Genomic DNA, 13,655 nt, shown 5'->3' with positions numbered 1-13,655 from the left:
TATCAGAAAAACTTACAATCTGAAATAGTCAAATAATTCAGATTATTTGACTATAATTTTCTCAATTCAGTAAAGACGGAAACAAATCCGCTACATACCGGCTGATAACATAATGAGCAGGCGGGAAATAAAGGCCAGTGCAAAATCAATGATAAGACAGAAAAAACATACGAGCGTCTGAATAATATAATACAGGTGTCTGGTTTTGTTTACGATAGCGAGGGTTACTTCCTGCACCAGCAGAAAGATATTGACCATAAGGGCTACAAGAGTTGAAAATGATATTATTCTCAGAATAACGAGCTGGGTTATATCAAGGAATTCCTGGGTATTGCCGAAGTAGAAAAAAACGGCAAGAGAAATGGAAAAAACGGTTAAAAAAAGCTCCAGCCGGTATAAAAAGCGGACAGTCAGTTGTTTTCGGCTTTTCTGACTCATAAAAAAAATGTATACTCCTTATAGAAAATAATATACAATGAATGTGGAACTTACAACAGGGACCTGCGGTTTTTTATACAGGAATAATCGCAGAGACACGTAAAGATGGTGTGAAAATATGAAACGCGGAAAAAAAGCATTTATATCAATAATTTTTCTTATTATCGTAGGCGCTGTTGTTTTTTTTATCGGCTGGATACAGTTTGCCGTTCCTGCCGGACATTATGGCGTGATGATATCGAAAACAGGCGGGGTCAATCCGAAACCGGTGTTGCCGGCGGAATTCAGATGGCAGTGGGAGCGGCTCCTTCCGACAAATACCACGCTGATTATATTTGACCCTGCGCCTGTTAATAAGGTAATTACTACTTCAGATACCCTGCCTCTTGCCGAGACTTACAGCAAACTGCTCAATGACCATACTGATTTTTCGTGGAAGATTGTCCTGGACATCACAGCCGGCGTTAAACCGGAAATTCTGCCCGAGCTTGTGGAAAAAAACAGTATCAAAACCCAGGACCAGTTTGAAGACTGGCTTGCAAAAAACATCAGTACGGCGGCAGACTCCGTTTCCCGTCAGTTTATCGGTTCCGTATTTTCAGATTATGATACCTATATGTCGTCGGTACTAGATCCTACTTCCCGGGCCGATTCGATTGCGCAGAATTCCAGTGCGGTCAACTCAATGCTTGAACTCGTGTCCCTGTCGGTAAAAGAAGCAGTTATTCCCGATTTTTCCCAGTATTCGATTGCGTCTGAAACATATACAACATACCAGAAGGCCCGGTCGGAACAGCTGGCTGAAATCGCCGCAAAAGAGTCGGCAAATTCCGTATATGACTATCTCCAGATAGAACGCCTTGCCCAGTGGGGGGAACTGATTTCCAAATACCCCTCTCTTATTGAATTGCTTGCGGTCGCAAAGGATGATTCCGCAGCGGCCCTGCAAACCATTAAATCATTGCGTTAACATCCGAATGAAGAAAATTCAGGTCCATCCGCTTTTAAGGGAATTATCAGCCTTTTTTACGGGTGCAGGCTACCAGATTTATCTTGTCGGCGGTGCTGTCAGGGATATGCTCCGGGGCGTACAGGCGACGGACTGGGACGTGGCAACAGACGCTGCTCCTGATCAGGTAGCGAAACTCTTTAAAAGAATAATCCCTACCGGAATAGAACATGGTACCGTAACCATACCCTTCAAGGGCCGGATGATAGAATGTACTACCTTCCGCACCGAAAAGGCTATACCGACGGCAGAAGGCCTGATTCTGTTTCATACAATGCAACAATAGAAGAGGACCTTGCCCGGCGGGATTTTACGATGAATGCCATGGCGGCGGAACTGCCTGCGGGAACAATCGTAGACTGTTTTAATGGATGTGAAGACATCAAAAAAAAATAATCAGGACAGTCGGGCCGGCCCTGGAGCGCTTTTCCGAGGACGGACTCAGACCGCTCCGCGCGGTCAGATTTGCGGCCACTCTGGGGTTTTCAATTGAACAGGATACTCTGAATGCCATACCTCCGGCCCTGCCGGTAACGGCAAAAGTTGCCCGCGAACGTATCAGGGACGAACTTGAAAAAATCCTTGTTTCACCGGAACCTTCAATCGGACTGCGCCTTATGGAAGGTACCAGTCTTTTGGAATTGCTTATTCCGGAGCTTGTTGCCTGCCGGGGTGTGGAGCAAAAAGGCATGCACCGCTTTGATGTTCTTGACCACCTGTATTATACCTGTGACGCCTGCCCGCCAGTCCTTGAAATACGGCTTGCAGGATTATTCCATGATATAGGAAAACCGCTGGTCCGCGCCGAAAAAGAAAACGGCGTATATACCTTTTATAACCATGAGAACGTTTCCGCTGAAATATGTGAAAAAATAATGGAAAGACTCCGCTTTCCGCACAAAACAATCCGTTTTGTAACCCATTTGATCAGGCAGCATATGTTTCATTATGAGCCGGAATGGACAGATGCCGCCGTACGCAGATTTATTGTCCGGGTCGGCGAAGATACCATTGAAGACCTTTTTGCGCTCCGCTATGCCGATTCCTGCGGAATAAGCGGAAAAAACTGCTGTCCGCAGAATATTGATGAATTCCGCCGCCGTATTTTAAAGGTATTACAAGAAAATCACGCGTTTTCACTGAAGGATCTTGCAATTAACGGAAATGATCTGATATCTCTTGGAATTCCTTCCGGTCAGATAATAGGAAAGATACTGTCAGAATTGTTTGAAACGGTTCTTGATGACCCAAAACTGAATTCCCGGGAAACACTGACGGATATTGCAAAGGCTGTTTACGAAAAAAGATACCGAGAAAAATAATTCAGTAAAGTGACAGCGACCGGCAGGCTGTTCCCGCGGCGGCCTGTTCCGCTTCTTTTTTGTTTTTTCCGCTTTCAGGTCCGTATGTCTTGCCCTGCACGTCCACTGTTACCCAAAAGGTCCGGTCATGGTCCGGTCCCGTTTTTTTGACCAGGGTGTATTTGGGAACTGTTTTGTATTTTTTCTGGATATATTCCTGGAGCAGGCTTTTATGGTCCCTTGCATGCCTGTTTTGCACAACAAGCTGAATTTGAGGATTCATGAGACTGAGAACAAAATGTTCAGCAGCCTTATAGCCGGAATCAAGATATAATGCGCCAATAATTGCTTCAAGAGCGTCAGCAAGTATGGCTTTTTTCTGTCTGCCGCCGGACATTTCCTCGCCTTTCCCGAGTACAAGATATTCGTTTACATGCAGCGTCAGGGCTATTCCAGACAGCGTATCTTCGGAAACCACAACGGATTTGATTTTAGCAAGGTCGCCTTCAGAATATTCCGACATAAGGGAATAAAGACGGGCCGCAGTTACCATACCGAGCACGGCGTCACCCAGGAATTCGAGCCGCTCATTGTTTATTCTTGATTTTGACTGTTCATGTTTTGTATTTTCGTTTGAAAAGGATCGGTGGTGAAAGGCAAGATCAAGCAGGCCTGTATCCCTGAAACGGAGTCCTGCCTGCTTTTGAAAAAAAACAAGAGCCCGTCTGCGTTCCTCAGCCAAAGAATTGCGAAAAGGAAACAAAACCGGCCCTCCGTACAAAAAGTGCTGTACTACTTATTTGGACTGCTGCGATTTGATAAATTCATAAGCATCGCGGACAGTTTCAAATTCATTTGCTTTTTCATCCGGGATGGTGATGCCCATTTCTTCTTCAATCGCATAGACCAGTTCGTAGGTGTCAAGACTGTCAGCACCGAGGTCCTGACGGAATGATGCATCAAGTGTAACTTTTGACTCATCAATTTCAAGCTTATCAGCAATAAGCTTTTGAATCTTCTGAAATAATTCGTCCATTATACGCTCCTCAAAATCTCTTTATTTTAACCGTTGCTTTCGGGTGTAATTACCTGTCGTCCACGGTAAAAGCCGCATTTCGGGCACACACGATGAGTCAGAATCAGGTTACCGCAATTGCCGCATTCAGTCAGGGTTGGAGCATTCAGCCTCATATTGATTCCCTGTCTTCTGCGGGTCCGGGCCTTTGACGTTTTTGCTCTGGGGACTGCCATTTATAACCTCGCATAATAAAATTTTCTGCATTTAAACCAGAAATTATTAAAGATAAAAAAGATATTACCGGTTATTATTTTATATGTCAAGCCCACTTTTACATTTTTTTTAGTTTTGTCATAAAAAAACGTTTTTATCCGTATTTTGCATACAGGGCCTTCGCAACCGGCTCCGGAACCATTGAGGAAACGTCTCCGCCGAGTGCGGCGAGTTCCTTTATGGCGCTTGAACGAAGGACAAAATAATCCGGATCGGTAGACATAAAAACCGTATCAATATCAGGATTGAGGCTCCTGTTCAGCAGGGCGAGATCAAATTCATAGGAAAAATCGGCAAAATTGCGTACGCCCCTTATAAGGACTTTCGCGCCTTGTTCCTGTGCATATTTAACAATCAGGTTATCCCATGACCGGACAGATACATTCGGCCAGGGTGAAACAATTTCAGTCAATAACGCCAGTCTTTCTTCCTCAGAAAAAAGATACTTCTTTTCCTTATTTACGGCAACAACAACATGCACCTCATTGAAAATGGAACGGGCGCGTTCGATAATATTGTAGTGTCCGTATGTCGGCGGATCGAATGAACCCGCAAAAACAGCTTTTACCATACATACACAATATAGGACAAAAAAGACATTCGTCAACAGAAAATGGCAGTTCGCCGCCATAGCCGGATTTTTACTGTCCGGGGCGAGGCTATTTTGTTTCACAATGTAAAAACATTGACTGATATGCAAAGTGATATTACAATAAGAGTGTGAAAAGAATAGTTTTTGCTCTGTTATTTATAATGTTTCTTATTTTTCAAGCCTGTGTAACCGATTCGGCGTCCGTTGTTACGGATAATGAAGCGGCTGCGCCTACTGATAGTGAGATTATTTTTGGCCCGGAAGGCCAGGCCGTGAATGTCCCCTCGGACGCAAGTGACGATGCAGTTATTGCACGGTTTGACAACTTTACCATTACAAAGCTGACGTTTACCACAACCAAGACTGAAATAGAGGAAGTTGTTGAAAACCTGAATAAAATAACCCTGGCCAGGGATTATAACCGGTGGCTGACTTATCTGTCGGATGAATATATTCAAACCTTCTCAAATCCGGCAAACCTTGAAACCGTATCGGCGAGTCTTCCCACAAAAGGAATCAAGCTGAAAAATCTTCAGGATTATTTCAGATATGTGTTTGTTCCTTCCCGGCAGGATGTACGCGTCGATGATATTCAGTTTGTCTCTCCCACCCGGGTATATGTAATTATGGAAATATCAAGGGATGTTTTTGCGGCGGTGTATATCCTTGAAAAAACAAACAGCGGCTGGAAACTGGTCCCGAAGAATCAATAATGTTGTTAAGAACATTGTTAAAAAAATCTTCCTTCCCTTGAAATTATTCGGTAGCTTTTAACCGGTAATTGTGATATTATACAGACTGAAGTTATTTTTTTCTGATTTTGGAGGTTATTTATATGCGGACAAAGGCATTTACTCTGGCCTGTGCAATTTGTTTTTTGGCCGGCTGGACCGTTATAGCCCAGCAGCAACAACAGCAAACCGACTCGATTATGACGGTTGAGGAAGCCTACCTCAGTTCTGTTGAGAGCGTTATTATAAAGGAACTTGCCGCAAGTGAAGGCAGGGATACCAAACTTGTTGCGCTGCAGTATATTGAAAATGCAGTTAATGCCGGACGCAAAACGGAAGAAATGCAGACTGCCCTGAAATCGCTTGCATCAGAGGGTACCGGTACCGTAATCCGCGAAAGCGGAAGAGCAATAAATAACTTTCCCGACATACGGCGAAAGGCCTGTGAACTTCTCGGTCAGATGGGTACTCCCGAGGCAAAGGATATACTGATTACCGTTATGTATGCAGATAACGAACCGACCGTAATATCGGCCGCTGTTAAAAGTCTCGGAGAACTTGGCTACAATGACAATGATGAAGTCATTGATATGATTAACTGGATAGCGAGGAAATTTGATATTCTACTGCCCACGAGTTCTCTCGCGCTGGAAGTTCTTAATGCCTATGAAAAACTTGCTCCGACAGTAACAAACAAGGCTGGAATGATAGAGTCAATTATCCGCATAGCTAATAACTACAATTATGTTACCCCGGTACGGAACAGGGCATTCGAAGTGCTTAAAAAAGTGAGCAGCAGCGGAAGCGGAAACAGCAATAACAATAATAACAGCAGCGGAAGCTGACAGCCTGGAAAAACTGGCATAGTTCAATAAAAAAGCCCGGATAGCCGGGCTTTTTTTGTTATTTCATACAGTATTATGGAAGATGCGGGATTCGAACCCACCGCCTTTGCCTCCGGAGGGCAACGCTCTATCCAAATGAGCTAATCTTCCGTGAAATAATGCTTAATTAAGCAGTAAAATCATACTTTTGTCAATGCAATCAAACACATGCATTTTTTATTCAGGCTGCCAGGGCCGGAAATCAGCTGTTTCCGGAAAAAACGGCTTGCAATGCCTGCCGATTCATTGCATAGTAAATTATCGGCTGAAGTTTTCAGAAATACCGGGATAAATGTGTGTTACAGGAAGGTGGTGTATGGAACCGATTATACTTGCCTCAACTTCTCCGCGCCGGCAGGATATACTCAGATCGCTGAATATACCCTTTACGGTTATGAATCCTCCGTATGTTGAAACGGTTATTGAAGGCATGTCTCCGCCGGAATATGCCGAATTCAATGCAATAAAAAAACTTGAATCGGTAATGAGAATGGAGCTGAAAATAACCATAAAATGGATTCTGGCGGCCGATACAATTATTTCATTTAACGGAAAGATTTGCGGTAAACCTAAAGACAGAGATGAGGCCGGACAAATGCTGCGGATGTACTCGGGGGCGACCCACGAGGTAATAACTGCCCTGTGTTTTTATTCCTCGGATACGCATTATACTTCTACCAGAATCAGTACCAATAAAGTATCTTTTATGGAGCTTGAAGATTCACAGATAGAAAACTATCTGGATACCGGAGAATGGCAGGGAGTTGCGGGCGCGTACCGTGTTCAGGGCCTTGCCTCCTGTTTTATCTCAAAAATCGAAGGGTCATATACCGGGATCGTAGGCTTGCCAATCCATGATTTTTATGCAATACTGAGAGAACAGAGCTATCCGTTTATCATATAGCTTTGAATTTTAAATGCCGGTTTTCTGCCGGCTATCTTCCGAGACCATTTTTGGGATCGAGAAACAGAGAAGGAATGGTGAAATATCACCGGAAAGGAGAAAGTCATGGCAGTTGTAACCATGAAGAGTTTGCTTGAATCAGGTGTGCATTTTGGCCACCAGGTTAAGCGCTGGGATCCGCGTATGAAGAAATATATCTTCGCTGAACGAAACGGGATTCATATTATCGATCTGCAGAAAACTATTCTGTCTATTAAGGAAGCCTACGAGGCTGTCCGTAAATCGGTTGCCGCAGGAAAAAGCGTCCTCTTTGTCGGCACAAAAAAACAGGCACAGCAGACAATCGCAAAAGAAGCCGAACGCTGTGGAATGTTTTACGTAAATAACCGCTGGCTTGGCGGTATGCTTACCAATTTTTCCACAATCAAAAAAAGCCTGCTCCGTCTGAAAAAATTGAGAAGATGGAAGTCGATGGTACCTTTGAAAGCCTTACAAAAAAGAAATAGCCGCTCTTCAGAAGGAAAAATCGAAACTGGAAAAAAACCTCGGCGGCATTAAGGAAATGAAAGAACTTCCCGGTATTGTATTTATAATTGATACAAGAAAAGAAGCCATTGCCGTTGCGGAAGCTACCAGAATGAATATTCCTATAGTTGCGGTTGTTGACACAAACTGCAATCCTGAAGGTATTACCTACCCCATTCCCGGCAATGATGATGCGATCAGGGCAATTTCACTGTTTACCCAGATTATTGCGAATGCTGTAATTGAGGCTGACAATGAAACCGGACTGAAGATCATTGAAAATCTGCAGGATGATGACGAAGAATATACAGAGACAGATGCAATTACTACAAGCGACGAAGAGGAAATTGTCGACTACAGTAATTATACTCCGGTTGAAAACAAGACCGAAGAAGCGGAACCGGAAGCAGCAGATGATGAGGAAGCTCTCATTGATGAAGAAAAAATTTATGGTGATAAATAAGGAGATTTCCATTTTATGGACATAAAAGCGTCTGATGTAAAAGCGCTGCGTGAAAAAACCGGCGCCGGAATGATGGAATGTAAAAATGCGCTTGCGCAGTGCAATGCGAATTTTGACGAGGCGGAAAAACTTTTAAAGGAAAAAGGCCTTGCCGCCGTAGAAAAACGTTCAGGCCGGGATACCAGTGAAGGGCTTATTCTTATCAAAACTGACGAGAAAAAAGCCGTAATGGCGGAACTGACCTGCGAAACAGACTTTGTCGCAAAAAACGCTGATTTTATTGCGCTTGGTGAAAAGATCGTTAATACGGCTTTTGAAAAGGGATATACGGAAATAGTCCCCGAGCTGAATGATATGGTTCTGGAACTTGCGGCCCGCGTACGTGAAAACATGGGCCTGGCCCGGCTCGCTTACGTAACCGCGGCGGCCGACGAATATATATCAAAATATATTCATTCCGATAAGAAAACCGGGGTAATTGTTGTTCTGAAAGCGGATAAGCCTGAAGTTTTCAAAGACAAGGCTGTCCAGGAATTTGCCTATGACTGCTGTCTGCATGTCGCAGCCTTTACTCCGCTTTATACGGATATTTCAATGGTCGATAAGGCTTATATTGAAGAACAGACTGAAATTTTTACCAAGCAGGCGGCGGAACTGGATAAGCCTGAAAATGTAAAGGCTGGAATAGTCCAGGGAAAACTCAAAAAACATCTTGCTGAAATATGTTTTCTTGAACAGCCCTTTGTTAAGGATGACAAGGTTTCAGTTGCGAAAAAAATGGAAGAAGTTGGAAAAGCTGCCGGCGGGAAGCTTTCTTTATCAAAAATGATTCTTTTCCAGCTTGGCTCAAAATAATCATACTTTGAGACCGGTTTTAAACCGGTCTCAGGTTTTATTTTTGCAGTCAATTTCTGTTAAGCAAGGAGACCGTAATGTCCGAGAAAATTGCACCGCATATTGAGCGGATGAAAAAATCAATAAATAATCTTAAAGACGAATTCAACACTATCCGAACCGGACGCGCTTCTGCGGCGCTTTTTGACAAGGTCCGGGTTGACTATTACGGCGACAAGTCCCCGCTTAGTCAGGTTGCGTCCATTTCGATCCCGGAGGCCCGCCTTGTTGTTATCCAGCCCTGGGATAAAACACTTATAGGTGAAATTGAAAAAGCCATTCAGAAATCAGAACTTGGACTGAATCCTTCAAACGACGGTAAAGTCATCCGCATTGCCATTCCCCCTCTTACTGAGGAACGGCGCAAGGAACTGGTAAAGCAGGCGAAAGCCCTTGCCGAACAGAGCCGTGTGGCAGTCAGGAACATCCGCCGTGACGGCAATGACAGTCTTAAAAAAGAACAGAAAGACGGTTTAATTACGGAAGACGATCTGAAAACCGCTGAAGACAGCCTCCAGAAAGAAACCGATAAATATATCCAGGAAATCAACAAAATTCTGGAAGAAAAAGAAAAAGAAATTATGGAAGGGTAATTGGGTTGGCGTGCTTTTCGTCTGATTTGCCGGTTATTGATTCTGAACGCCTCCCAAAACATATTGGTGTTATAATGGACGGTAACGGGCGCTGGGCAAAACAGCGGGGCCTTCACCGGACACAGGGACATAAAGAGGGGTTAAATGCGGCAAAGGCCGTTGTAAAAAAAGCCGCCGATATTGGCATCGAATATATCACCCTCTATACTTTTTCGACTGAAAACTGGAAGAGGACTTCCGATGAGGTTGGCTTTCTTATGTCCCTGATTAAGGTCCATCTGCGTGCGGAACTGGTTTTTTACGCCGAAAATGGCATCCGTGTATTATGCATGGGAAATATTGACGGATTACCGGAAGATATTGCTACCGAAATCCGTTATACGATGAAAGCAACTGAGTCCTTCGAGCATACAACAGTTATACTTGCTTTGAATTACGGCGGACAGGATGAAATAATCCGGGCTATAAAAAAGATCCCGCAGGAATCCGTTCAGACTCTTACGATAGAGTCTTTTTCCGGGTATCTTGATCTTCCTGCTTTGCCTCAGGTTGATCTGCTCATCCGTACCGGAGGAGAAAAACGAATAAGCAATTTCCTGCTATGGCAGTCTGCGTATGCTGAATTGTTTTTCAATGATATATTGTGGCCGGACTGGAATGGAGACTGTCTCATTGAAGCAATAGCTGATTACCAGACTCGTGACAGAAGATTCGGGGGTATACAAAAATGAGAAAACTGATAGAACGTCTGCTTTTATTTTTTATTGGCCTGCCTTTATTTGCCGCTACTATTCTTTTCTTTCCTTATTACAATTATCTGGTATTCCACATTGAAATCCTTATTTTTTCTGTGCTTGGAATTCTTGAAATGCGGAACCTTATTTCAAAACGGCTGCCTGTACACAATGTTGTCTTTTCCGTTTTTATAGGAATCTTTATTCCAATTGCCGCGTTTTTATACGCTGTAATAGATATTCCGTTCAGATTCATATCTTTTGCCCTTGTTCTTGCCTGTATTATCGCGCTTGCCGCGGAACTTTTCAGCACAACAGACGGCAATTTTGAAAAATCTATTCAGCGCATCGCTGGCACGTTCCTGATGATTATTTATCCGGGTTTCCTTGTTTTATTTCTCGGCATTATGACTGTGTGGGAAAATGCCGGACATATGTTAATTGTATTTTTTCTGATGGTTTTCGGCTGTGATTCTTTTGCCTGGCTTATCGGGATGCTTTTCGGAAAAAATAACAGGGGCCTCATTGCGGCCAGTCCGAACAAAAGCATAGCCGGCTTTATCGGCGGATATGCCGGTTCAATCTGCGCCGGCGTTGCCGGATATCTCCTGTGGCCTGATTTATTCGGGCATTCAAAAACAAAAATTATTATATTAAGCGTACTTACCGCAACAGCGGCAATTATCGGAGATATAATCGAATCTATACTTAAGCGTTCGGCGGGAATAAAGGATTCCGGAAATCTTATGCCGGGCCGGGGCGGTATTCTTGACTGTATTGATTCAATTCTTTTGGCCGCTCCTGTCTATTTTATTTTCTGCGATTTTTTCTATGACTTCTAGTTTCAGAAAACGGAAAAAAATTATTGTTCTTGGCGCTACGGGGTCAATCGGCACCAGCGCCGTAGATATTATACGTCATCATCCTGATCTCTTTGAACTTGCCGGTATATCGGCATACCAGAGTAAGGATAAGCTCGATGCCCTGGGCTCTGAGTTTCCTGAAGCTGAAAAAGTTCTTGTTATCGAAAACGGGGAAAACAAGCTCCTTGAAATGATACGGGAAACCGAAGCCGATCTTGTTCTGAATGGAATTTCCGGCGCAAACGGAATGTTTCCATCAAAGGCCGCACTGGAATCCGGAAAAAATCTGGCTCTTGCAAATAAGGAAACAATGGTTATGGCGGGCGCGCTTATTCTGGAGCTTGCTAGAAAAATGAATGTGTCGGTGATCCCTGTTGATTCCGAACATTCCGCCGTGTTTCATCTGATTTCATCGTTCGGGAAAAATCATCTTGATGAGATAATTCTGACTGCATCAGGCGGTCCTTTCAGGACCTGGGACAGAAAAAAAATTGCTCAGGCCGCTCCGGAGGACGCGTTAAAACATCCTACCTGGACTATGGGGACTAAGATAACAATTGATTCAGCTTCACTCGCAAACAAGGGGCTTGAAGTAATAGAAGCATGTAAGCTTTTTTCACTTACTCCCGATCGGGTACGGGTCGTCGTCCATCCCCAGAGTCTTGTCCATTCATTTATCCGGACCAGTGATAAGGTTCTATACGCGCAGATTTCACATCCCGATATGAGACATCCTATTCTTTCAGCATTCAGCTGGCCTGAAATAATTCCCAATTTTCTTGAGCCCTTCTCTTTTGAAGATGCAATTGTCATGCAGTTTGAACCTGTCCGCTATGATGATTTTCCCATGCTGAATCTTGCTTACCGTTCGGCCTCGCTGGATGCTTCATACCCTATTGCATATAATGCAGCAAATGAAGTAGCGGTCGCGTCTTTTGTAAACCATGCCATAACATTCCCGCAGATTGCAGAGATAACTGCAAAGGTCCTTGATAATGACTGGTCGAACGTTCCCGGTTCATTTGAGGAAATCGGCGAAACTGACTCCAGAGCCAGGGAAAAAACAATTCAGGCAGTTAAGGAAGTGAATATATGATATTAAAGATACTTATAGGTCTTGTCGCTCTCGGTGTAGTTATATTTGTCCATGAATTGGGGCATTTTATTGCGGCGCGATGCTGCGGTGTTGAAGTTGAAACGTTTTCGCTCGGATGGGGGCCTGTTCTTTTCCGGAAAAAAATCGGAACAACGGAATACCGTCTGTCTCTGTTTCCCATAGGCGGTTATTGCGGCATGAAAGGTGAACAGGGTTTCCGGGAAGCGCTGGAAAAAAATCTGGACGCGATACCGGCGGAAAAAGGCAGCCTTTACAGCGTACACCCTCTGAAAAGAATGATTATTGCTTTTTCCGGACCTCTGGCAAATCTTTTGTTTGCGGTTATATCTCTGTCAATTGTAAGTTCGCAGGGATACACATATTATTCCTACGACAATAAAATCATCCCGGCATCAGTATATGATAATACCCTTCCGGCACCGGCAGATATCGCTGGACTTCAAAAAGGCGACCGGATCATTTCAATGAACAATGAGCCTATCAGGTATTTTTCCGATATACAGCAATATGTCGGGCTGCATCCGCAAGAAGAAATTTCGCTTGAATATGAACGGAACGGGGAAATATTTTCGTCAGTACTTACCCCTACCCTTGATAAAAAAACCGGATTGGGGCGGATAGGCGTATATCCCTATGTTTCCCTGGTCATAGACAAAGTCCTGCCGGACTCGGCGGCAGAGGCTGCCGGTCTTGAAGCCGGAGATGAGATTATTGCGGTCAATGCTGAACCGGTGACCAATTCAATTGAATTTTCAGGAGTTCTGGCCGGCAAACCGGAACTGATTTCACTGACCGTCTCCCGAAACGGCGGCGATTTACAGTTTGAAATTGCTCCGGTTTATAAGGATGACGGATCCGCGGAGATAGGGATTGCCTGGATAGCGAATGAAATTATTGTTCCCGGTACCGGCTTTTTGAAAAGCATTCAAAGCGGTTTCAGTAATACCTGGAGAACTATTGTATTAACAATAAAAAGTATCGGTCTCCTGTTCCGTGGAGTTGACCTGCGTGAAGCGGTATCCGGTCCGGTGCGTATTACTGTAATGCTTGGCGAGGTTGCCCAGAACGGGCTGACAAGTGTTATGGAACTGCTGAGCATTATTTGCGTATCGCTGTTTCTCATGAATTTGCTGCCGATTCCCATTCTTGACGGTGGACTTATCCTGTTTGCGCTGATAGAATTAATATACAGAAAACCAATAAAACCGAAAATAATGTACAGGGTACAGTATATCGGGGTCGGTTTTATTGTGTGTCTTTTTATTTTCGCATTATTTGGCGATATACATTATTTGATTAAATAACCATAAAGGGGT

At 43.9% G+C, this 13,655-nt stretch carries 15 protein-coding genes, 1 tRNA gene and 2 pseudogenes; 12 read left to right on the top strand and 6 right to left on the bottom strand.

What is annotated here, in order from left to right; all coding sequences use genetic code 11:
• Positions 1-90 precede the first annotated feature (90 nt).
• The gene (locus K7I13_RS01135) at positions 91-438 is read right to left on the bottom strand and encodes a hypothetical protein (protein ID WP_255947309.1); all 348 of its coding nucleotides are present in this window, start codon (positions 436-438) and stop codon (positions 91-93) included.
• Between the two features lie 118 nt (positions 439-556).
• On the opposite strand from K7I13_RS01135, the gene K7I13_RS01130 reads away from it, so the two are divergent.
• Positions 557-1,408: a hypothetical protein gene (locus K7I13_RS01130; RefSeq protein ID WP_255947308.1), complete on the top strand. Its 852-nt coding sequence runs from the start codon at positions 557-559 to the stop codon at positions 1,406-1,408.
• 7 nt (positions 1,409-1,415) lie between these two features.
• Positions 1,416-2,769, top strand: a pseudogene (locus K7I13_RS01125) (CCA tRNA nucleotidyltransferase).
• Position 2,770: 1 nt separating this feature from the next.
• Here K7I13_RS01125 and rnc read toward each other — a convergent pair.
• The 4 genes from rnc to coaD all read right to left on the bottom strand — a co-directional run bounded on the left by rnc (position 2,771) and on the right by coaD (position 4,610).
• The gene (gene rnc / locus K7I13_RS01120; RefSeq protein ID WP_255947306.1) at positions 2,771-3,511 is read right to left on the bottom strand and encodes a ribonuclease III; all 741 of its coding nucleotides are present in this window, start codon (positions 3,509-3,511) and stop codon (positions 2,771-2,773) included.
• A gap of 33 nt (positions 3,512-3,544) precedes the next feature.
• Positions 3,545-3,784, bottom strand: a complete 240-nt coding sequence (acpP, locus tag K7I13_RS01115) for an acyl carrier protein (RefSeq protein ID WP_255947304.1) — start codon at positions 3,782-3,784, stop codon at positions 3,545-3,547.
• A gap of 26 nt (positions 3,785-3,810) precedes the next feature.
• Positions 3,811-3,999 carry a 50S ribosomal protein L32 gene (gene rpmF / locus K7I13_RS01110; protein ID WP_255947302.1) on the bottom strand — a complete coding sequence of 63 codons (189 nt, stop codon included), beginning with the start codon at positions 3,997-3,999 and terminating at the stop codon, positions 3,811-3,813.
• Between the two features lie 134 nt (positions 4,000-4,133).
• Positions 4,134-4,610: a pantetheine-phosphate adenylyltransferase gene (coaD, locus tag K7I13_RS01105; RefSeq protein ID WP_255947300.1), complete on the bottom strand. Its 477-nt coding sequence runs from the start codon at positions 4,608-4,610 to the stop codon at positions 4,134-4,136.
• Between the two features lie 149 nt (positions 4,611-4,759).
• On the opposite strand from coaD, the gene K7I13_RS01100 reads away from it, so the two are divergent.
• Together K7I13_RS01100 and K7I13_RS01095 are read left to right on the top strand one after the other, a co-directional pair.
• Entirely contained in the window at positions 4,760-5,344 is a 585-nt protein-coding gene (locus K7I13_RS01100) for a hypothetical protein (protein ID WP_255947298.1), read from the top strand.
• Positions 5,345-5,466: 122 nt separating this feature from the next.
• On the top strand, positions 5,467-6,207 hold the full coding sequence (locus K7I13_RS01095) for a HEAT repeat domain-containing protein (RefSeq protein ID WP_255947296.1): 741 nt from the start codon (positions 5,467-5,469) through the stop codon (positions 6,205-6,207).
• A 76-nt stretch (positions 6,208-6,283) separates the two neighbouring features.
• Here K7I13_RS01095 and K7I13_RS01090 read toward each other — a convergent pair.
• Positions 6,284-6,357 (bottom strand) — tRNA-Arg (locus tag K7I13_RS01090).
• A 205-nt stretch (positions 6,358-6,562) separates the two neighbouring features.
• Between K7I13_RS01090 and K7I13_RS01085 the strand changes: the two genes are divergently transcribed.
• The 8 genes and pseudogenes from K7I13_RS01085 to K7I13_RS01050 all read left to right on the top strand — a co-directional run bounded on the left by K7I13_RS01085 (position 6,563) and on the right by K7I13_RS01050 (position 13,643).
• Positions 6,563-7,150: a Maf family protein gene (locus K7I13_RS01085; RefSeq protein ID WP_255947294.1), complete on the top strand. Its 588-nt coding sequence runs from the start codon at positions 6,563-6,565 to the stop codon at positions 7,148-7,150.
• A gap of 105 nt (positions 7,151-7,255) precedes the next feature.
• A pseudogene (gene rpsB, locus K7I13_RS01080) lies at positions 7,256-8,138 on the top strand (30S ribosomal protein S2).
• A gap of 15 nt (positions 8,139-8,153) precedes the next feature.
• A complete protein-coding gene (gene tsf / locus K7I13_RS01075; RefSeq protein ID WP_255947292.1) occupies positions 8,154-8,993 on the top strand; it encodes a translation elongation factor Ts in 840 nt (279 codons plus the stop codon).
• Between the two features lie 77 nt (positions 8,994-9,070).
• Positions 9,071-9,625: a ribosome recycling factor gene (gene frr / locus K7I13_RS01070; RefSeq protein ID WP_255947290.1), complete on the top strand. Its 555-nt coding sequence runs from the start codon at positions 9,071-9,073 to the stop codon at positions 9,623-9,625.
• A 74-nt stretch (positions 9,626-9,699) separates the two neighbouring features.
• The gene (gene uppS, locus K7I13_RS01065) at positions 9,700-10,356 is read left to right on the top strand and encodes a polyprenyl diphosphate synthase (protein ID WP_439647455.1); all 657 of its coding nucleotides are present in this window, start codon (positions 9,700-9,702) and stop codon (positions 10,354-10,356) included.
• On the top strand, positions 10,353-11,201 hold the full coding sequence (locus K7I13_RS01060) for a phosphatidate cytidylyltransferase (protein ID WP_255947288.1): 849 nt from the start codon (positions 10,353-10,355) through the stop codon (positions 11,199-11,201). The genes uppS and K7I13_RS01060 overlap by 4 nt, the downstream gene beginning before the upstream one ends.
• Positions 11,191-12,318 (top strand): 1-deoxy-D-xylulose-5-phosphate reductoisomerase, encoded by a 1,128-nt coding sequence (gene dxr / locus K7I13_RS01055; protein ID WP_255947286.1) that lies wholly within the window; start codon positions 11,191-11,193, stop codon positions 12,316-12,318. The genes K7I13_RS01060 and dxr overlap by 11 nt, the downstream gene beginning before the upstream one ends.
• Positions 12,318-13,643 carry a site-2 protease family protein gene (locus tag K7I13_RS01050; protein WP_439647493.1) on the top strand — a complete coding sequence of 442 codons (1,326 nt, stop codon included), beginning with the start codon at positions 12,318-12,320 and terminating at the stop codon, positions 13,641-13,643. The genes dxr and K7I13_RS01050 overlap by 1 nt, the downstream gene beginning before the upstream one ends.
• Positions 13,644-13,655: the final 12 nt, after the last annotated feature.

Origin of the sequence: Brucepastera parasyntrophica, from assembly GCF_022376835.1 — a bacterium.
Classification (GTDB): Bacteria; Spirochaetota; Spirochaetia; order Treponematales; family Treponemataceae; genus Brucepastera; species Brucepastera parasyntrophica.
This window is presented reverse-complemented; position numbering and strand designations above follow the sequence as displayed.